Annotated in this window: 15 protein-coding genes; 4 read left to right on the top strand and 11 right to left on the bottom strand. The window is 61.9% G+C overall.

Features of this window, described 5'->3' with window-relative positions; translation table 11 throughout:
- Positions 1-2 precede the first annotated feature (2 nt).
- A complete protein-coding gene (gene kbl / locus ACE3UG_RS07775; protein WP_374621917.1) occupies positions 3-1,220 on the bottom strand; it encodes a glycine C-acetyltransferase in 1,218 nt (405 codons plus the stop codon).
- Positions 1,221-1,430: 210 nt separating this feature from the next.
- Between kbl and ACE3UG_RS07770 the strand changes: the two genes are divergently transcribed.
- Positions 1,431-2,021: a helix-turn-helix domain-containing protein gene (locus tag ACE3UG_RS07770; protein WP_374621915.1), complete on the top strand. Its 591-nt coding sequence runs from the start codon at positions 1,431-1,433 to the stop codon at positions 2,019-2,021.
- A gap of 252 nt (positions 2,022-2,273) precedes the next feature.
- Here the strand turns inward: ACE3UG_RS07770 and ACE3UG_RS07765 are convergent, their stop codons facing one another.
- Positions 2,274-3,008, bottom strand: a complete 735-nt coding sequence (locus ACE3UG_RS07765; protein WP_374622078.1) for a TetR/AcrR family transcriptional regulator — start codon at positions 3,006-3,008, stop codon at positions 2,274-2,276.
- A 231-nt stretch (positions 3,009-3,239) separates the two neighbouring features.
- On the opposite strand from ACE3UG_RS07765, the gene ACE3UG_RS07760 reads away from it, so the two are divergent.
- A complete protein-coding gene (locus tag ACE3UG_RS07760; protein WP_374621912.1) occupies positions 3,240-4,526 on the top strand; it encodes an MFS transporter in 1,287 nt (428 codons plus the stop codon).
- Positions 4,527-4,722: 196 nt separating this feature from the next.
- Positions 4,723-5,847 (top strand): alkene reductase, encoded by a 1,125-nt coding sequence (locus tag ACE3UG_RS07755; protein WP_374621909.1) that lies wholly within the window; start codon positions 4,723-4,725, stop codon positions 5,845-5,847.
- Between the two features lie 111 nt (positions 5,848-5,958).
- Here ACE3UG_RS07755 and ACE3UG_RS07750 read toward each other — a convergent pair whose 3' ends face one another.
- The 5 genes from ACE3UG_RS07750 to ACE3UG_RS07730 form a co-directional block, all read right to left on the bottom strand.
- Positions 5,959-7,197, bottom strand: coding sequence for a mechanosensitive ion channel family protein (locus ACE3UG_RS07750; RefSeq protein WP_374621907.1), 1,239 nt, complete (start codon positions 7,195-7,197; stop codon positions 5,959-5,961).
- Between the two features lie 225 nt (positions 7,198-7,422).
- Entirely contained in the window at positions 7,423-8,622 is a 1,200-nt protein-coding gene (locus tag ACE3UG_RS07745) for a betaine/proline/choline family ABC transporter ATP-binding protein (protein WP_374621904.1), read from the bottom strand.
- Complete coding sequence (locus tag ACE3UG_RS07740; protein ID WP_374621902.1) at positions 8,619-9,266, bottom strand: ABC transporter permease; 648 nt, start codon at positions 9,264-9,266, stop codon at positions 8,619-8,621. Before ACE3UG_RS07740 ends, ACE3UG_RS07745 begins: the two co-directional genes overlap by 4 nt.
- Positions 9,267-9,314: 48 nt before the next feature.
- Positions 9,315-10,247 (bottom strand): glycine betaine ABC transporter substrate-binding protein, encoded by a 933-nt coding sequence (locus tag ACE3UG_RS07735; protein ID WP_374621899.1) that lies wholly within the window; start codon positions 10,245-10,247, stop codon positions 9,315-9,317.
- 20 nt (positions 10,248-10,267) lie between these two features.
- Positions 10,268-11,002, bottom strand: coding sequence for an ABC transporter permease (locus ACE3UG_RS07730; RefSeq protein ID WP_374621897.1), 735 nt, complete (start codon positions 11,000-11,002; stop codon positions 10,268-10,270).
- Positions 11,003-11,907: 905 nt separating this feature from the next.
- Between ACE3UG_RS07730 and ACE3UG_RS07725 the strand changes: the two genes are divergently transcribed.
- Positions 11,908-13,275 (top strand): diguanylate cyclase domain-containing protein, encoded by a 1,368-nt coding sequence (locus ACE3UG_RS07725; protein ID WP_374621894.1) that lies wholly within the window; start codon positions 11,908-11,910, stop codon positions 13,273-13,275.
- Between the two features lie 64 nt (positions 13,276-13,339).
- Here the strand turns inward: ACE3UG_RS07725 and ACE3UG_RS07720 are convergent, their stop codons facing one another.
- From ACE3UG_RS07720 to ACE3UG_RS07705, 4 genes are read right to left on the bottom strand one after another with little or no spacing between them, the layout of a single operon-like run.
- Positions 13,340-13,759, bottom strand: coding sequence for a VOC family protein (locus ACE3UG_RS07720; protein ID WP_374621892.1), 420 nt, complete (start codon positions 13,757-13,759; stop codon positions 13,340-13,342).
- A complete protein-coding gene (locus tag ACE3UG_RS07715; protein WP_374621889.1) occupies positions 13,759-15,303 on the bottom strand; it encodes a SpoVR family protein in 1,545 nt (514 codons plus the stop codon). Before ACE3UG_RS07715 ends, ACE3UG_RS07720 begins: the two co-directional genes overlap by 1 nt.
- Before the next feature lie 37 nt (positions 15,304-15,340).
- Positions 15,341-16,603, bottom strand: a complete 1,263-nt coding sequence (locus tag ACE3UG_RS07710; RefSeq protein ID WP_374621887.1) for a YeaH/YhbH family protein — start codon at positions 16,601-16,603, stop codon at positions 15,341-15,343.
- Positions 16,604-16,618: 15 nt separating this feature from the next.
- Positions 16,619-18,541 carry a PrkA family serine protein kinase gene (locus ACE3UG_RS07705; RefSeq protein ID WP_374621884.1) on the bottom strand — a complete coding sequence of 641 codons (1,923 nt, stop codon included), beginning with the start codon at positions 18,539-18,541 and terminating at the stop codon, positions 16,619-16,621.
- Positions 18,542-19,094 lie beyond the last annotated feature (553 nt).

The raw sequence follows: 19,094 nt of genomic DNA, 5'->3' as shown, positions 1-19,094 counted from the left end.
GTTCAACCTTGCTGGAGAATGCCGAGTTCTTTGCCGGCCTGGGCGAATGCGCTCAGCGCGCGGGTGAGGTGATCGCGCGTGTGGGCCGCCGAGAGCTGCACGCGCACACGCGCCTGGCCCTGCGGCACCACCGGATAGAAGAAACCGGTGGCGATCACGCCCAACTCGTACAGTCGCTGCGCAAAACGCTGCGCGAGCATCGCATCGAAGAGCATGACGGGCACGATCGGGTGGGTACCCGGCTTGATCGTGAAGCCCAGCGCCGCCACTTCCCGACGGAAATACGCGGTGTTCTCATGCAGTTGTTCGCGACGCGCCGACGAATGCTCGAGTTCGTCGAATACGGCGAGCGACGTGCCGACGATGGCCGGCGCGAGGCTGTTCGAAAAGAGGTATGGGCGCGAGCGTTGGCGAAGCGTCTCGATCACCTCGCGTCGCCCGGCCGTGAAGCCGCCCATCGCGCCGCCAAGGGCCTTGCCCAGCGTGCCGGTGATAATGTCGATCTTGCCAAGCACACCGTGATGTTCATGCGTGCCACGCCCCGTCGGCCCCATGAAACCGGTCGCGTGGCACTCGTCGATCATGATGAGGGCGCCGTACTGCTCTGCCAGCGCCACAATGCGGTCGAGCTGGGCAATCGTGCCGTCCATCGAGAACACACCGTCGGTGACGATGATGCGATGACGGGCGCCGGCCGCCGCCTGCAACTGGCGCTCGAGGTCGTCCATGTCGTTGTGCGCATAGCGCAGACGCTGCGCCTTGCAAAGACGCACGCCGTCGATGATCGAGGCGTGGTTGAGCGCGTCGGAAATGATCGCGTCCTGCTCGTCGAACAGCGGCTCGAAAACACCCCCATTGGCATCGAACGCGGCGGCGTACAGGATGGCGTCTTCGGTGCCGAGGTACGCGGCGATGCGGGCTTCAAGTGCCTTGTGCGGGCCTTGCGTGCCGCAGATAAACCGCACCGACGACAAGCCGAAGCCGAAGTCTTCCAGCGCCTGCTGCGCCGCCTTGACGAGCACTTCACTGCCTGAGAGCCCAAGGTAGTTGTTCGCGCACAGGTTGATACGCGTCTGGCCGTCGTCGCACATGACCTCCGGCCCCTGCCGCGACATGAGCACGCGTTCCTGCTTGAAAAGGCCCTGGCGGCGCGTGTCTTCCAGTCGTTCGGTCAGTTGGCGGTAGAAGCCCTCGCGAGCCTCCGGGGCGTGTGCGGTCATCGTGCGCATCTCCTGTGTGCGTTGGGCGGCGCCGTTGTGTGGCGTCATCCGAGGAATCTGGCGGGCTGAATAGATGCCGGTCGGCATCGAAAGCCATTCGTGAATGGGGCGCATGCTCTGCTACCATGCATCCATTCACCTTATCGGAAACTATACTATATATTGAACCAATTTCAATATATTGGAAAATTCTAATATCCCGGAACTCATATGGCAAGTACTCTCGCTGCATCTGCGGTGTCCCCGATTGCGCCGCCGCCCGTCGGAGACATGATTCAGCAACTGCGCAAGGAGCGCGGCATGACGCTCGAGACGCTCTCGCGCGCTTCCGGCGTGTCGAAGTCGATGCTCTCGCAGATCGAGCGCGACAAGGCCAATCCGACCATCGCCGTGGCGTGGCGGCTCGCCAATGCACTGGGCGTGCGGCTCGACCAACTGCTGGGCGCCCCGGCGGGCGACCCGGAACCGGTGCGCGTGATCGGCAAGCATGAAATCCCGACGCTGGCAGGCGCCGAGCACGCCTATCAGTTGAAGATCCTCGGGCCGATGGAGCTGGCGGGCAAATATGAGTGGTACGAACTGACCCTGCAGCCCGGTGCGGCGCTTGTCTCCGAGCCGCACGATCCGGGCACGCGGGAACACTTCACCGTGTTCGACGGGCAGGTCGACATCGAAGTCGAACATTTCGCACGACGCGCCAAACCGGGCGAGACCGCGCGCTACCCCGCCGACCGCGCCCATGCCATCCGGAATGTCGGCAAGTCGGTCGCGCGCGGCCTGCTCGTCGTGATCCACGGATAAGCCGCGTCAGATCAGCGAAATCACACGGCCCGTCACCGCCGGACGCGCCTCGGTGCGTGGGGGGCGTGGGGGGCGTGGGGGGCGTGGGGGGCGTGGGGGGCGTGGGGGGCGTGGGGGGCGCGAGATTCGTGCGATTCGTGCGATTCGTGCGATTCGTGCGATTCGTGGAATGCGTGGGATGCGTGGGTAGATTAAGCGCGCGTGGTGCTTCGGCGGCGCGCGCCGCCTCACGCGTGGCTGTGCGGCCCGGACTCAGGCCTGCTCCAACGCCCCCGCCATCCCGGCATCGATGACCTGACGCGCCACGGTCGGCAAAATGCGCAGCGGCGCCGAACCGGGTCCGAACGTCTGGCTCGCCGCGTAGGCGCCTTCGAGAATGAGCGACAGCGCGTCGACCAACGGCGCAGGCGTCTGAAGGCCCGCGGCGGTGGCGAGTGCCGTGAAGCGCTGCACCACTTCCGCCTTGTAATCCACGACCGACTGACGGGCCGGATGCTGTGGATCGGGAAATTCGGCCGCCACGTTCACGAACGGGCACCCGCGATAGCCGGGCTTGCTTGCCCGCTCGGCAAGATCGACGAAGATCTGCAACATCTGCGCGCGCGGCTCACCCGGTCGCTTTGCGATGCTCGCATCGATACGCGCCAGACTCGTCGCCTGCATGTGATCGAGATACGCCAAAATCAGTTCGTCTTTCGATGCGAACTGGCGATAGAGACACATCTTGTTCACACCGGCACGCTTGACGACGGCATCTACACCCACAGCGCGCACCCCTTCGGCGTGGAACAGTTCGACAGCCGCGTTGAGCAAGTACTGTTGCGCCACCGACGCGGGGGTCACCTGCCGCGCCGCCTTACCCGGGCGCGACGTCCCGCTGCGACGGCGCACCGAGGTCGCCGGGGCATCACCCTTGGCGGGTGGCGCGACCTTCAGAGCGACCTTCGTGTCGCCCTTCGTTTTGACCCCGGCCTGCGTATCGGGCATGACAGGCGTTGTCGATTTGACCATGGTCCGGCGCTCCCCAAGCTGTGATTTGCAATGCCGGGCAAAGCCCTGACGCCGCAAAGGAATACTTGACATGTTACCGATCGGTTCATAACATGGCAACCTAATGTTACCGATCTGTCACAAATCGACTGACAAGCGTAGACAGCGAGGTTCCCGCAAACGTTCCCGGCTCGGCTGCGAAGGCCGATCTCAGCAAGGATTTACGCCATGAAGGCTGCACTCGCAAGGCGCATCGATGGTCGCTTCCATTATGGTTGGATCGTGGTTGGCGTCATTTTCCTGGTCCTGCTTGCGTCGGCGGGCATTCGCGCGACGCCCAGCGTGATGATGGTGCCGCTCGAACACGACTTTGGCTGGAGTCGCGCCACCGTTTCGCTGGCCATTTCGGTGAATCTGGCGCTCTACGGACTGACCGGTCCGTTCGCGGCGGCCGCGATGCAGCGTTTCGGAATTCGCCCAACGGTGATGGTGGCGCTGCTGCTGCTCGCCTCCGGCACGGCCCTCTCGTCGCTGATGACCGCCCCGTGGCAGATGGTGCTTATCTGGGGCGTGATGGTCGGTGGCGGTACGGGCGTGGCCGCCATTACGCTGGCCGCGACGGTCACGAACCGTTGGTTCCACACGCATCGCGGTTTGGCCATGGGCATCCTGACGGCCAGTTCCGCCACGGGCCAGATGGTCTTCCTGCCGATGATGGCGGCGGTGATCGAGCGCCATGGCTGGCGCCCGGTGGTGCTGATCGTTGCGGTCGTCGCCGCGCTGGTGCTGCCGCTCGTGGCCTTCCTCGTGCCGGAGCGTCCGGGCTCGGTCGGTCTGCGTCCGGTCGGCGCCCCGGAAGACGCACCCGATATCCCGCTGGCCCAGGGCAATCCGCTGGCCCACGCGTTGTCTGCGCTGCGCATGGCGGCCGGCAAGCGCGACTTCTGGCTGTTGTTCTTCAGTTTCTTCATCTGCGGCGCGAGCACCAACGGCTACATCGGTACCCACTTCATCGCGATGTGCGGCGATTACGGTATCTCGGAAGTCAAGGGCGCGGGCATTCTGGCGGGGATGGGCACGCTCGATCTCGTGGGCACCACCCTCTCGGGCTGGCTCTCGGATCGTTACAACAGCCGCGTGCTGTTGTTCTGGTATTACGGCTTGCGCGGGCTGTCGTTGATTTATCTGCCGTATGCCTTTGGCTTCGACTTCTTCGGCTTGCCGCTCTTCGCACTGTTCTATGGCCTCGACTGGATCGCGACCGTGCCGCCGACCGTGCGCCTGACGACCGACGTATTCGGGAAAGCCATGGCCCCGATCGTGTTCGGCTGGATCGTCGCCGGGCACCAACTCGGCGCGGCGACCGCCGCGTTGGTCGCCGGATCGATGCGCGCCACGCTCGGCAACTACACGATGGCGTCGATGCTCTCGGGCGGCGTGTGCCTTCTCGGCGCAGTCATGGTGCTACGCATTGCGCGTCGCGCGCCGGCGAGTCCCGTCGCGGCGGGCGCCTGAGCGTGCTGCGATACGGCACGAATCGTCGTGAATGGTCGTGAATCGTCGCGAATCGTCGTGTTGGCGCTCGCGTGCCGGCGCGTTGTCCGTCGACAAACATCGCGTTGGCGGGTCGTCGGCAAGACTGCCGGATTTGCCGTAATCTGTACACGTTTTGTGCAACACAGCATTCCCCACTTCAACAGGACCTTCAGCAATGACGGACTCGCAACATCCCCCCCTCGCCGCGCTCGACACGGATCTCTTCTCCCCGTACGCGCTCGGCCCGCTTGAACTGAGCAACCGCATCGTGATGGCACCGCTCACGCGTAGCCGCGCCGGCGCCGGCGACGTACCGGGCCCGATGAACGCCGAGTATTACGTGCAACGCGCGTCGGCCGGCCTCATCATCAGCGAAGCCACCAACATCTCGCAGCAAGGCAAGGGCTACGCCTTTACGCCGGGCATCTACACCGATGCGCAGGTCGCAGGCTGGAAGCAGGTGACGGACGCCCTGCATGCCAAGGGCGGCAAGATTTTCTGCCAGCTCTGGCATGTCGGCCGCATCTCGCATGAATCGCTGCAGCCTGACGGTGCGCTACCGGTCGCGCCGTCCGCGATTCAACCTGCCGGCAAGGCGTTCACCGAGCATGGTTTCGAGCCGCACCCGACGCCGCGTGCGTTGGAGACATCGGAGATTCCGGGCATCATCGCGCAGTATCGTCATGCCGCCGAGTGCGCGAAGCGTGCCGGGTTCGACGGCGTGGAGATCCATGCCGCGAATGGTTATCTGCTCGATCAGTTCATGCGTGACAAGACGAACCATCGCACCGACGCCTACGGCGGCAGTATCGAGAATCGTGTACGTCTCACGCTGGAAGTCACGCAAGCGGTCGTCGACGTCTGGGGCGCCGACCGTGTCGGCATTCGCCTCTCACCCATCAGTCCGGCGAACGATTGCGGCGACAGCAATCCGGAGCCCGTGTTCACGTATGCCGTCGAGCAGCTCAATCGTTTCGGTCTCGTGTACCTGCACGTCATCGAAGGGGCGACAGGCGGCCCGCGCGAAGTGGCGAACGGCTTCGACCTGCAGAAGCTGCGTCGCCTCTTCAAGGGCGCGTTCATGGCGAACAACGGGTACGACCTCGCGCTCGCGGTCGAGGCACGCAAAGAGAACCTGGCTGATCTGGTCGCCTTCGGCAAACCGTTCATCGCCAACCCGGATCTGGTGGAGCGCCTCAAGCGCGGCGGCCCATTCAACGAGCTCGATCGCGCCACGCTCTACGGCGGTGACGCCCGTGGCTACGTCGACTATCCGGCGCTCGACGCATCGGCGGCATAATCTGCTGGATCCGCTGGATCCGCCGCATCGACGCGTTGGCGCGTTGCGCTGAATCGGAAAGGGCGCCTATGGCGCCCTTTCATGCGTTTTAGCGCCCTGCTCACGCCCCGCTCATGCCGCGCGCTGCGCTTGCCAACGGACCAGATCGGCGCCCGCCGGGTTCTGATACATGCGCAAGCCGAACTCCGGGAGGATGGCCAGCAGGTGATCGAAGGCGTCACCTTGCACGCGTTCGTACTCGGCCCACACCGTGGTGTTGGTGAAGCAATAAAGCTCGATGGGGATGCCGGTCGCCGAAGGCTCCAGCGCACGCACCATGCAGGTCATGCCGTCGTGAATGTTCGGATGTGCCTTCAGATACGCCAGAGCATAGGCGCGGAAGGTGCCGATGTTCGTCAACCGTCGCGTGTTGGCCGGAACGCCCGCCGCAATGCCCAGTGCGGCATTCGCGTCGGCCAGCGAGCGTTGCTTGTCCGTCAGATACGGTCCGAGCAAATGCAGCTTCGACAAGCGCGCAATCTCGGCCTCGTCGAGGAATCCGATACTGCCCGCATCGACGCACAGCGTGCGCTTGATGCGGCGACCGCCTGCCTGCTGCATGCCGCGCCAGTTACGGAAGCTCTCCGAAATCAGCCGCCACGTCGGAATCGTCGTGATCGTCTTGTCCCAGTTCTGCACCTTCACCGTATGCAGTGCGATGTCGACCACGTCGCCATCGGCCCCCACCTGCGGCATCTCGATCCAGTCGCCCACGCGCAGCATGTCGTTCGACGTGAGTTGCACGCTGGCAACGAACGACATGATCGTGTCCTTGAACACCAACAACAGTACCGCCGACATCGCCCCCAGGCCGGAGAGCAGGAGCCACGGCGAACGATCGATGACGGTCGCCACGATCGCGATCGCTGCGACCACATACAGCCCAAGCTTGCCCAACTGCACGTATCCCTTGATCGACCGCGTGCGGGCGTGCTCGGAGAGCGCGTACACCGTTTGGGCGGCGTCGAGAATGCCTGCGATGGCAAGCGTCGCGTAGAGCAGCGTCGTCGCGAGCGCGACGTTGCCGATCACCATCGCTGTCTTCGGCGGCAGGTCCGGGACCCACGCGACGCCGAACTGAATCACGAGATACGGCAGAATGCGCGCCGCGCGATGGAAGACACGATGGGCGAGCAACGCGTCGTCCCAACGGTTCACCGTGCGCTTCACCACGATACGCACCACGCGAACAATCAGGAACTGCGCCACGGCCTGCACCAGCAGCGCCACCCCGATCAGTATCGCCATCGCCCCGGCCATCCGTGCCCACGGCGCGTTGTCGAACCACGCCATCATCGCTTCCCACGTCATCCTGCAACTCCTTTCCGGCTGTCTATCCCACTGTCTATCCCGACCGCCCCCGCGGGGCGCGCGAATACAAAAATGACGGCCCGCACCGGGCCGTCATCATCTCACCTGCCGGACAAACGTCATTGACACTCGCCCGTCGACGGCCTCATGCGCAATCGTCGCAGTCCTCGCCGCAATCGTCATTGCAATCGTCGCCTCAATCCTCGTCGCAAGCCGACGATCAGCTTACACCGACGCGCCAAAGGGAAGGGGCGCAATCACATGCGGCGCCGACGGCGGGGCAGGCACGGTGATCGCTCCGCCGCCGTTTCCGCGCGACTTGCCCGAACTCAGATAGTCGGCGATGGAATCCTGCGTCACCTCGCCAAGATACGCATTGTCGTCGCCCAACACCGGCAGCGATGCCAGGTTATGTTCATACATGCGCGAGAGCAATACGCGCAGATTGTCGTCCGCGACGGCCGACGCCTTGAAGTCGCGCACCCGCTCGCCACATGTCCCCTGCGCCTGCCGCGTGTCGCGGCGTGCAACGTAACCGAGCGCGCGGTCACGCTCGTCGACGACGACCAGCGAGCGCGTGTCGAGTTCGTCCATCATGCCGTACGCCTCGGCCAGCGTGGTCCGCGGCTTGACGGTCGGCAGCGGTGCGGCAGCATCTTCCGCACGCACCAGCAACAGGCGCTTCAAAATTCGGTCATGTCCCACGAAACTCGCCACGAACTCGTCGACCGGACGGGCCAACAACGCATCGGGTTGCGCGTACTGCACCAGACGTCCCTGGCGGAAGATCGCGATGCGGTCGGCCAGCTTGATCGCCTCATCGATATCGTGGCTGACCATGATGACGGTCTTGCCGAGTTGGCGCTGCATCTGCAGGAATTCGTTTTGAATCGACTCGCGGTTGATCGGATCGACCGCGCCGAACGGCTCGTCCATCAGCAACACGGGCGGATCGGCGGCCAGCGCGCGGATCACGCCGATACGCTGCTGCTGCCCCCCCGAGAGCTCACGCGGATAGCGTGACAGATAGCGCTTCGGATCGAGCGCCACCATCGCCATCAGTTCGGTCGCGCGCGCGTGGCACCGCTTCTTGTCCCAGCCCAGCAGGCGCGGCACGACGGTGATGTTCTCCTCGATGGTCATGTTCGGGAACAGACCGATCTGCTGGATGACATAACCGATGTGGCGGCGAAGTTCGATTTCGTCGATGTTGCCGGTATCTTCGCCGTTAAGCAGAATGCGTCCGGACGTCGGCTTGATGAGCCGGTTGATCATCTTGAGCGTGGTCGTCTTGCCACACCCCGACGGGCCGAGAAAGACGCAGATTTCGCCCGGTGGCACCTCGATGCTCACGGAGTTCACGGCGATCACGGGCGTGCCGTCCTTCTGGACGAAGCTTTTGGTGAGGTTGTCGAGTGTAATCATACGGTTCGGATTCCTTTCGGTGTCAGCACGCGCTGCAGGCGGTGCAACAAGGTGTCGGCGACGATGGCGAGCAGACTCACCATGACCGCACCCGCGACAAGCTGCCGGGTATCGCTCTGGCTGATCCCCTGGGTGATCAACACCCCGAGTCCGCCGGCCCCGACGATGGCGCCAATGGCCATCACGCCAATATTCATCACAACGGCCGTGCGCACGCCGCCCAGCACCACCGGCACGGCCAGCGGCAGCTCCACGAGGCGCAGACGCTGCCCGAACGTCATGCCGATGCCGATCCCCGCTTCGCGAATGCTCGGGTCGATCTGCTGCAACGCGAGACTCGTGTTACGCATGATCGGCAGCAGCGAATACAGGAACACGGCCGCAACGGCCGGCGCCGGTCCGATCCCCATGCAGTAGACCGACAGCACCGGGATCATCAGACCGAACAGCGCGATCGACGGAATGGTCAGCACGACGGTCGCCAGGCCAAGCACGGCGCCCGACAGCCAGCGAAAGCGCGTGACCAGCACGCCCAGGGGCACACCTACCACGATGGCCGCCCCGACCGATGCGGCCACCAGCCACGCATGCTGCCCCGTGAGGGTGAGAATGCGGTGCCAGTTATACGTCAGAAATTCAATCATGAGACTCCTCAATCGGTAACTCTGGGGGGCAACTTCGGGCCGGTGCCGTCATTGCACCAGTCCTTCCTGCTTGAGGAAGTCGCTCGCCACACGCGACACGGCCCGATGGCCGATGTCGACCTTCGCGTTCATGTCGCTCATGTTCTCGTTGTTGATCTTCGCGGACAGCGCGTCGAGGGCTTCGGCGAGCCTGGGATTGGCGTCGAGCACTTCCTTTCGAACGACGGGTGTGGCGGCATAGGCCGGGAAGAAGTCTTTGTCGTCGGCAAGCACCTTGAGATCGAACCCCTTGTTGCGTCCATCGCTCGTGTAGACGAGACCGGCGTCGATCTGCTGGTTCCTGAGCGCCGTATAGACGAGGCCCGGGTCCATCTGCTTGATGTTGCGCCGCGCGAGATGAAAGCCGTAGAGATGCTCCATCGGCACCAGCCCGTCCGAGCGGCCAACGAACTCCATGTCGAACGCGAACGTCATCTTCGGATTCGCCCGGAATCTCTGCACGAGTTGCGACACCGTTTCAATACCCGCCTCTCGGGCAATCTTGCCCGGCACGGCAAACGCATAGGTGTTGTTGAGCGCCGACGGGTTGAGCCAGATGAGGCCGATCCTGGCGTCGAGCGCTTTCACGCGTTCGTACGTCTGCTGCGGATCGAGCTTCTCGGTGACCTTGTTGTAGACGATCAGCGAAGTACCGGTGTACTCCCAGACGATGTCGAGCTGGTTGCTCTCCATGCCTTGACGCATGACCACGCTACCCAGGCCATTCTTGAGCTCGACGTCGTACCCTTGGCTACGCAGGTACTGCACCGTCATCTCCGAGAGGATCAACTGCTCGGTAAAGTTCTTGCCGCCAACGGTGAGCGTTGTGGCCTGGGCGGCGACGCTCGTTGCCATGAAGCCGAATGCGAGGCAGGCCGTGCCGAGTCGCCGCAACCAGCGCGGCACCGCGCCAGCCGGCGTGCGAGGAAATGAAATTTGCATGGGTGTGGGTCTCCTTTGTCTTAACGCGCGGGCGCGCCGTGACGGGCGAACCAGAGCCCGCTCGCGAATGCGACAATGCCGTCGAGCACGAGCGCGAGCAGTGCGGTCCCGGCGGCGCCGAGGAGCAGCTTCGTCGGGTCGTTCAGATAGATGCCTGGGAAGATCAGTTGTCCGAGACTGTCCGCGCCGATCAGAAACGCGAGCGGTGCGGTGCCGACGTTGATCGCGAGTGCAGTGCGAACCCCGCCGACGATGACCGGCATGGCGTTGGGCAGGTCGACGCGGAACAGCACTTGTGCGGGCGTCATGCCCATGCCTCGTGCCGATTCCCGCAATGCCGGCGGCACTTGCCGCAGTCCTTCGTACGCGTTGCGCACGATCGGCAGCAGCGAGGCAAGCCACAACGCCAGAATGGCGGGCCGGTCGCCGATGCCGAGCACGGCCATCGATAGCGCCAGCACGGCGAGCGACGGCAGCGTGTTGCCGATATTGAAGATCTGCACGGCACGCTCGGCATGTCGCTCGAACATCGGCCGGGAAATCAGCATGCCGGCGGGCACGCCGACAGCGATCGCCAGCGTCATCGATATCGCCACGAGCTTGAGGTGCTGCTGCGTGTAATAAACCAGGTCTCCCCGGTATTTCACGAGCGCATCAAAGCCCAGCCAATACAGCACGCCAGCGACTGCGGCGGTCACGCCGAGCAATCCGAAGCCGGCCATATAGAAGATGCGGTACTGCTTCGCCACGTTCATGCTCCCTTTGAATGGGTTGGCAGCGCTGGCGCGAGGCAATAGCAATCGCCCCGCGTGACAACGCGGACAAGCATGACAACTGTTAGCTGCCTTGCGAATGTTGAAGTGTTCGCTCCGAAGGTCTGTGGAAGACGACGGTTACGAACCAGGCGTCGCGCAATGCGACATGAGAGACAAGCTTTCGACGCCATGGGCGCCTGGGCCTCTCGGTGCACGCTTATTGAAAGCGCGCGAATGATCTACTGCTCGAACTCATTGAGTGATGGTACGGAACGCCGGCGCAACGAGGAACACCGACAACCCTTCTACTTCTGTTTCTATGAGCCAACCGCAGCGATTGGCTTTTTTTATTCTAGTACAGATAGTGCGTCGATGCCAACCCGCAAACCATTTTCCACGACGAATCCCACGCTTTTTGGGGTCGCATTCGCTCGCATTTCCCATATGAATCGGATACCGAATTAATTGCGCATGCGTCAATCCCCCGTCATCACGGGCGTTGCGGCGTTCGGTGAGCTTGCGTCCCGAATTCCTTCATTTTCGATGTTCCGCAAAGCGGAACAATGTGTCGCACGAATTATTTTCCACGACGGGCCAACGCCCCCTTGCGCGCCCGGAATCGGTGCCAAAACCGCCCGGAATCCGGGCACGTTCGGGGGTCGAACAGGAATTCGAGGTCGGCGATCAGAAACGGGTGCCAACCCGAAGAAACTCGTGTATTCTCCGAGGTTTATCTTAGTTTTCAACCATTTAGCGCAAAAACAGGGAAGCAGGGGGGAAGCGTTGGGGAAGCGGGCGGTCACGTGAGGCTACGATCTTGCGGCCAGTCGCTGGCGCGGATTTTTGAACGGTGGAAAGGCGGCTTTTGTACAAGACGCGAGGTCGTTGATCGGCGAATAACAACTATGAAAAGTACCATCAGCCGTACCGAAAAAGGGAATCGTGTTGCCGCGACCACCATCTTGGTCGCGTGCGCTGCGCTGACCCTCACCGGGTTTCTTTCACGTGCGCTCGAAGGCACCGTCAATCCGTTACTCACGTTCTTCCTCGTCTCGGCTGGCGGCATCCTCAATCTGTCGACGGCGTGCCTGCTCGGCGTACAGTACCTCTACAACGGCAAGCGATATTTCGCGCAATTCGGATGCGCGTTTTTGCTCAGAGGGCTCTTCATGTTCACGGAAGGGGTGTGGCTCGCGAATCAACTCGCCGGCATTGCGACGCCGGTCACGCGCGCGCCCTTCTGGCTTTGGCTTGCCGCCGAGGCGAGTTTTGCCGCGTACGTCATGCTGAGCGTGCGCAGCTATTCCCGTACCCGCCACGACCCGCACACTCGCCCGAGCTATTCGGAAGCGGCGCGCTACGGCGCGACCGTCCTCGTGATCTGGGCCACGGTATCGCAGGCGCTGGTCGGCGCCGGACGCACGCTCGTGGCACCGCATCTGGCTGGCGGCGCAAGCATTGAAGCCCTCGCGCTCGGTGTGCTGTTCGTCGTCTATATCGGGCTTTGGTGGCGAATCGTAGTCGTCACACGTTTGTCCCACAAGCTGTTTCTGCTGGTGTGGGTTGTCGTGACAATCTCGCTCTGCCAGCTACTGCTTTCATTGACCGCACCAAGCGAGGCTTCCTACCAGTGGTACGCAGCGCGCCTGCTTGCACTGGCGTCGCCGGGCGTGGCGACGCTCGCGCTGGTCTGGGAGATCACGCGCCAGTATCAATCGCTCGCGCTCACGAATACGGATCTGGTCGAGAAGGTATTCATCGATCCGCTCACGCATATTTACAACCGCCGCTATTTCGACAATCGCATTCGCCTGGTCGCCGATCGTGTGCAGCAGCGCGCGATTCCGCTGTCCGTGCTGCTGATCGACATCGACTTCTTCAAGCAGGTGAACGACCGCTACGGACATCCGTTTGGCGACGCGGTGCTCAAGCGCATCGCCGGCACGATCGAGCATTGCATCCGCCTGCCGAGCGATTTTGCCGTGCGTCTGGGGGGCGAGGAATTTGCCGTGGTGCTGCCGGAGATCGATCAGCATGCCGCGTTACGCGTGGCGGATCGCATTCGCGAATCGGTCAAGCGCGCCAGCACCGACATGCTCCCCGAGAAGGCGCGCGACGACGGCGAAGCCATCACGATCAGCGTAGGCATTGCGTCATGGCAGCCGGGTGAGCCCCTCGTCATCAGCGCGATGCTCGACCGCGCGGACAAGGCGCTCTATCAGGCCAAGCACAAGGGACGCGATCAAAGCGTACTGGGCCAGATGGCAGCGTGATGCCACCCTGCGCTGCCCGCACGCTCACGCATTTACGGATTTACGCATTCACGGATAGCCCGGCTCAGCGGCCAGGCCGCGACGGCGGCCCCTTGAGCTCGACCCGATTGCCGTCCGGGTCATTCAGATAGCACGATGGCCCCTCCCCGTGCGCGCCGTAGCGTTGCACCACGTCGCCCAGCGTCACCCCGTGCTCGGCCAACCCTTTGCGGATGGCCACATCGTCAAACGGCTCCACGCGCAGACAGAAATGATCGAGATTGCGCCCCTCCGGGCCGGGCGCCGCGCCGCCCTCGCGGCCGAGGGCTCCGGCGACGTCGACCAGATCGATCAACGCGTCGCCGGCACGCAACTGCACCAGCCCGATATCGGCCTGCACCTTCTCCAGCGTACAGCCCAGAACATCGATATAGAAATGCTGAAGGCGCTGCACGTCGCTGCTACGAAGCACCACGTGATCGAGCGCAACGAAGGGAATCTTCATCACGCGCTCAACGCGTAGCGCCGCCGCTTCTCGACCTTGGTCTCGTGCGTGATCTCGCTGCGGCCGTCCTCGAACACCGTCTCCAACCTCACCGTAAAGCCCCACAGGCGGGCCACGTGCTTGAGCACCTCGTCGAAGCCCTCGTCGAGCGGCCTGCGATCGCTCTGCACATGGCGCAACGTCAGCGATCGATCGCCGTGCAGATCGACCTGGGCGACCTGGATGTTCGGCTCGAGCTGGCTAAGGTTGTACTGTTGCGCAAGCATCTCGCGAATTTCGCGGTATCCGGTCTCGTTGTGAATGGCGGTCACACGCAAACGGCTGTCGCGGTCGTCGTCGAGCACGGAGAACAGTTTCAGGTCGCGAATGACCTTGGGCGACAGGAACTGCTGGATGAAGCTCTCGTCCTTGAAGTTGCGCATGGCAAAGTCGAGCGTCGTCAACCAGTCGGTGCCCGCAATGTCCGGCGCCCATTGACGGTCCTCCTCGGTGGGCGCCTCGCACATGCGACGGATGTCCTGGAACATCGCAAAGCCCAACGCGTAAGGATTCAGGCCGCTATAGTACGGACTGTCGAACGACGGCTGATACACCACGTTCGTGTGCGCATGCAGAAACTCCATCATGAACGCGTCGTTGACGAGCTTCTCCTGGTAGAGCTGCTGAAGAATCGTGTAGTGCCAGAACGTCGCCCAGCCCTCATTCATCACCTTGGTCTGACGCTGCGGGTAGAAATACTGTGCAAGCTTGCGCACGATACGAACGATCTCGCGCTGCCACGGGGCCAGCTTGGGTGCATTCTTCTCGAAGAAGTACAGCAGGTTCTCCTGCGGCTCGCCCGGGAACGGCGGATCGTCGGATTCGGAGGGATCGAGCCCATCGTCCTCATCGTCGTCGTGCAGGGGATGATTGGGCAACGTGCGCCACAGATCGTTGATCTGCATCTGCAAATAGTTCTCGCGTTCCTTCTGACGCGCCTGCTCCTGCGCAAGCGACAAACGCTTGGGCCGCTTGTACCGATCCACGCCGTAGTTCATGAGCGCGTGGCACGAGTCGAGCAGCAACTCGACCGACTGTTCGCCGTAGCGTTGCTCGCACTCGGTGATGTAGTTACGCGCGAACAGCAAATAATCGACGATGGCGTCCGCGCTCGTCCAGGTGCGAAAAAGGTAGTTGCCCTTGAAGAACGAGTTATGTCCGTAGCTGGCGTGCGCGATGGTCAGCGCCTGCATCGTCATGCTGTTCTCCTCCATCAGATACGCGATGCAGGGGTTCGAATTGATGACGATTTCGTACGCCAGTCCCATCTGTCCGCGCTTGTAGCCTCGCTCCGACGACAGGAAGTGCTTGCCGTACGACCAGTGGTGATAACCAATGGGCAAGCCCACGGTGGCGTAGGCGTCGAGCATCTGCTCGGCGGTGATGATCTCGATCTGATTCGGGTAGGTGTCGAGCTTGAAGTTCGCCGCGATGCGCGCGATTTCATGCTCGTAGCGCTGAATCAGCTCGAAGGTCCATTCCGAACCGGTGGATATATACGCCATGATGCGTCCTCGTTGCGGTGCTGGCGCCGGACGGTTTTCAGGCCGCCTTCTTCTTGAACAGGTCGTGCAGCACCGGATAGATCTCGGCCGCTTCCATGATGCGCTGCATCGCGAAATTCGGGTGCTGTTGCTTGACCGACAGGTATTCGTTCCACAGGTTCTGCGGCTCGGCGCTCGCCACTTCCACATACGCGAAGTACTGCACCGCGGGCATGATCGACTGCATCAGGATGTCGCGACAGATAGGCGAATCGCCGTCCCAGTTATCGCCGTCGGACACCTGCGCTCCGTAGATATTCCAGTCGCTCGGCGAGTAGCGATCTGCGATGATTTCCGTCATCAGCTTGAGCGCGCTCGACACCACCGTGCCCCCCGACTCGCGCGCGTAGAAGAAGTCGTCTTCGTTGACTTCCTTCGCCGTGGTGTGATGCCGGATGAGCACCAGGTCGATGCGCTCGTAGTTATGCCGCAGGAACAAATACAGCAGCATGAAGAAGCGCTTGGCGAGATCCTTGCGGCTCTGATCCATCGAGCCGGAGACGTCCATCAGACAGAACATGACCGCCTGCGCCTGCGGGCGCGGCTGCATGACCCGGTTCGAATAGCGCAGGTCGAGCTTCTCGATGTATGGAATCGCCTCGACCCGCGTACGAAGACGCGTGATCTCGTGCGCCAGCGCCACTGCGCGCGGCGAGGTGTCGCCCTCACGCGAGACGATGTCCGCATATTCGGACTCCAGCGCGCGCAACTGCTTGCGGTACGGTGCCGTGAGCGCAATGCGGCGGCCCAGCGAGCTACGCATTGTCCGAATGACGTTGAGGTTCGACGGCGTGCCGTCGATGGAATACCCGGCACGAACCTTGCGGAACTCCGGAATCTGCGCAAGCCGGCGTTTCGCGAGGTCCGGCAGGGCCATGTCTTCGAAGAAGAACTTCAGGAACTCCTCGCGCGAGAGGTTGAAGACGAAATCGTCCTCGCCCTCTCCCGAGTCGCTCGCGCGGCCACCACCACCGCCGGCGCCCGATGGCGGACGCTCGAAGTTGTCGCCCACCACGAACTCGCGATTGCCGGGATGAACCATCTCCCGCCGCCCGCCGGGTCCGTGGTGAAACAACGGCTCCGAAATGTCCTTGACCGGGATCGAGACCTGTCCGCTGCCATCGATATCGGTAATCTTGCGCCCGCCCACCGCCTTCGCCACCGCGCGTCGAATCTGGTCGCGATAGCGCTTGATGAAACGCTGCTGGTTGATGGCGCTTTTGTTCTTTCCGTTTTGCCGTCTGTCGATGATTGCTGACATAGTGGCCCCGATTGGTTACGAGGATTTGCGCACGCGCAGGTACCATTCCACGAGCAAACGAACCTGCTTCGGGGTATAGCCTTTTTCCACCATACGGTTGACGAAGTTGGCGTGCTTTTCCTGATCCTCCTTCGACGACTTCGCGTTGAACGAGATCACCGGCAACAGATCTTCGGTCGTCGAGAACATGCGCTTCTCGATCACTGCGCGCAGCTTCTCGTAACTTGTCCAGAGCGGATTCTTGCCCGCGTTGTTGGCGCGCGCGCGCAGGACAAAGTTGACGATCTCGTTGCGGAAATCCTTCGGGTTCGTGATCCCGGCCGGCTTCTCGACCTTCTCCAGTTCGTCGTTGAGCGCCGTGCGATCGAGGATCTCGCCCGTGTTCGGGTCACGATACTCCTGGTCCTGAATCCAGAGATCCGCAAAATTCACATAGCGATCGAAGATGTTCTGGCCGTACTCCGAATACGACTCGAGGTATGCCGTCTGAATTTCCTTGCCGATGAACTCCACGAACGGTGCTGTCAGGTACTCCTTGATATAGGCGAGATAGCGCTTCTCGACTTCGCCCGGATACTGTTCACGCTCGATCTGCTGCTCGAGCACGTACAACATGTGCACCGGGTTGGCCGCCACTTCGGTGTTATCGAAGTTGAAGACCTTGGAGAGCACCTTGAAGGCGAAGCGCGTGGACATGCCCGTCATCCCTTCGTCCACCCCCGCGTAGTCGCGATACTCCTGATACGACTTGGCTTTCGGATCGATGTCCTTGAGGTTTTCACCATCGTAGACACGAACCTTGGAGAAGATGTTGGAGTTCTCGGGCTCTTTCAGACGCGTGAGCACCGCGAACTGGGCGAGCATCTTGAGCACATTCGGCGCACGCGGCGCGTTGGCAAGCGAACTGTTCTTCACGAGCTTTTCGTAGATCTTCACCTCATCGGTCACGCGCAGGCAGTACGGCACCTTCACGATGTAGATGCGATCGAGGAAAGCCTCGTTATTGCGGTTGCCCTTGAAGCTCTGCCACTCGGCCTCGTTCGAGTGGGCCAGCACGATGCCGTCGAACGGAATTGCGCCGAACCCTTCCGTGCCCTTGTAGTTGCCCTCTTGGGTGGCGGTCAGGAGCGGGTGAAGCACCTTGATCGGCGCCTTGAACATTTCGACGAACTCGAGCAGGCCCCGGTTGGCCAGACACAGACCGCCGGAGTACGAGTAGGCGTCCGGGTCGTCCTGCGGATATTCCTCAAGCTTGCGAATGTCGACCTTGCCCACCAGCGACGAGATGTCCTGGTTGTTTTCATCACCCGGCTCGGTCTTGGCAATGGCGATCTGCTGAAGTACCGACGGACGCACCTTCACCACGCGGAACTTGGTGATATCGCCGTTGAACTCGTTCAGACGCTTGGTGGCCCACGGCGACGGAATCGTATTGAGATACCGCACCGGGATGCCGAAGTCCTCTTCCAGAATCCTGCCGTCTTCCTCGGGCGAGAACAGGCCCAGAGGCGACTCGTGCACCGGCGATCCCTTCAGGCAATAGATGGGCACGTCTTCCATCAACGCCTTGAGCTTCTCGGCCAGCGACGACTTGCCGCCTCCCGGGGGGCCGAGCAGGTACAGGATCTGTTTGCGCTCTTCGAGCCCCTGCGCCGCGTGCTTGAAGAACGAGACGATTTGCTCGATCGTGTCTTCCATGCCGTAGAACTCACGGAAGGCAGGATAGATCTTGATGATCTTGTTCGAGAACAACCGCGAGAGCCGCGGATCATGATGCGTGTCGATGAGCTCAGGCTCACCGATGGCGCTCAGCATGCGCTCGGCGGCCGTCGCGTAGGCCGTCGAGTCCTTCTTACAGATCTCCAGATACTCCTGGATGCTGTACTCCTCTTCCCTGCGTGCTTCGAAACGTGTCGTGTAGTGGCTGAAAATATCCATATGCCTCACCCCCCGCTTCATCGGAAAACATCGCAACGCGATGCCCGCTCTGTTGCCTAAGACCCGGATGACTGCGCAATGGTTTCGACCTGGCTCACTGCATGCCGGAGCGACTGTCGCGAAACCTTTCGCACTGTCTCCTCCCTTACATGAACGACTCAAAATAGGTTTAGGTTGACTTTAAACTTGTCGCTGAAAATTGCAACCGTTTACTCATCATATGCACAAAACAAAAAGCTGTCGCTAGATATTTTCCGCATCGCTAAGCATTCACCACAACCCATATTTCACAAGGGTTTCCACGCGATCTACGCATTGCGCACGCCAGACGCAAAACATCGCAAATAGAGCGATTTTTCTGCCGCTTACCCACGCGCTGCGCATTCGGGTTTGTCTGCATTTTCACGCACAGGCTACCTCCGCCACTTATTAAGGAATACTATTTATTCGATAGATTTCTTTCTCTGCACCGGACGCATCTTGCGCAGGGAATTGCGGAAAAAAAGTGGGCTGCCCAACGACGTCGACGAATGCGAAGACGTGGGCGCGTGAT

Source organism: Pandoraea sp., from assembly GCF_041919235.1.
Classification (GTDB): Bacteria; Pseudomonadota; Gammaproteobacteria; order Burkholderiales; family Burkholderiaceae; genus Pandoraea.
The sequence above is the reverse complement of the archived record's forward strand: the minus strand, read 5'-3'. Positions and strand labels throughout refer to the sequence as shown.

What these genes read in the sequence shown, in the direction of transcription:
- kbl (WP_374621917.1), bottom strand. Translation starts at nt 1,220, where the DNA reads ATGACCGCACACGCCCCGGAGGCTCGCGAGGGCTTCTACCGCCAACTG.
- ACE3UG_RS07770 (WP_374621915.1), top strand. Translation starts at nt 1,431, where the DNA reads ATGGCAAGTACTCTCGCTGCATCTGCGGTGTCCCCGATTGCGCCGCCG.
- ACE3UG_RS07765 (WP_374622078.1), bottom strand. Translation starts at nt 3,008, where the DNA reads ATGCCCGATACGCAGGCCGGGGTCAAAACGAAGGGCGACACGAAGGTC.
- ACE3UG_RS07760 (WP_374621912.1), top strand. Translation starts at nt 3,240, where the DNA reads ATGAAGGCTGCACTCGCAAGGCGCATCGATGGTCGCTTCCATTATGGT.
- ACE3UG_RS07755 (WP_374621909.1), top strand. Translation starts at nt 4,723, where the DNA reads ATGACGGACTCGCAACATCCCCCCCTCGCCGCGCTCGACACGGATCTC.
- ACE3UG_RS07750 (WP_374621907.1), bottom strand. Translation starts at nt 7,197, where the DNA reads ATGACGTGGGAAGCGATGATGGCGTGGTTCGACAACGCGCCGTGGGCA.
- ACE3UG_RS07745 (WP_374621904.1), bottom strand. Translation starts at nt 8,622, where the DNA reads ATGATTACACTCGACAACCTCACCAAAAGCTTCGTCCAGAAGGACGGC.
- ACE3UG_RS07740 (WP_374621902.1), bottom strand. Translation starts at nt 9,266, where the DNA reads ATGATTGAATTTCTGACGTATAACTGGCACCGCATTCTCACCCTCACG.
- ACE3UG_RS07735 (WP_374621899.1), bottom strand. Translation starts at nt 10,247, where the DNA reads ATGCAAATTTCATTTCCTCGCACGCCGGCTGGCGCGGTGCCGCGCTGG.
- ACE3UG_RS07730 (WP_374621897.1), bottom strand. Translation starts at nt 11,002, where the DNA reads ATGAACGTGGCGAAGCAGTACCGCATCTTCTATATGGCCGGCTTCGGA.
- ACE3UG_RS07725 (WP_374621894.1), top strand. Translation starts at nt 11,908, where the DNA reads ATGAAAAGTACCATCAGCCGTACCGAAAAAGGGAATCGTGTTGCCGCG.
- ACE3UG_RS07720 (WP_374621892.1), bottom strand. Translation starts at nt 13,759, where the DNA reads ATGAAGATTCCCTTCGTTGCGCTCGATCACGTGGTGCTTCGTAGCAGC.
- ACE3UG_RS07715 (WP_374621889.1), bottom strand. Translation starts at nt 15,303, where the DNA reads ATGGCGTATATATCCACCGGTTCGGAATGGACCTTCGAGCTGATTCAG.
- ACE3UG_RS07710 (WP_374621887.1), bottom strand. Translation starts at nt 16,603, where the DNA reads ATGTCAGCAATCATCGACAGACGGCAAAACGGAAAGAACAAAAGCGCC.
- ACE3UG_RS07705 (WP_374621884.1), bottom strand. Translation starts at nt 18,541, where the DNA reads ATGGATATTTTCAGCCACTACACGACACGTTTCGAAGCACGCAGGGAA.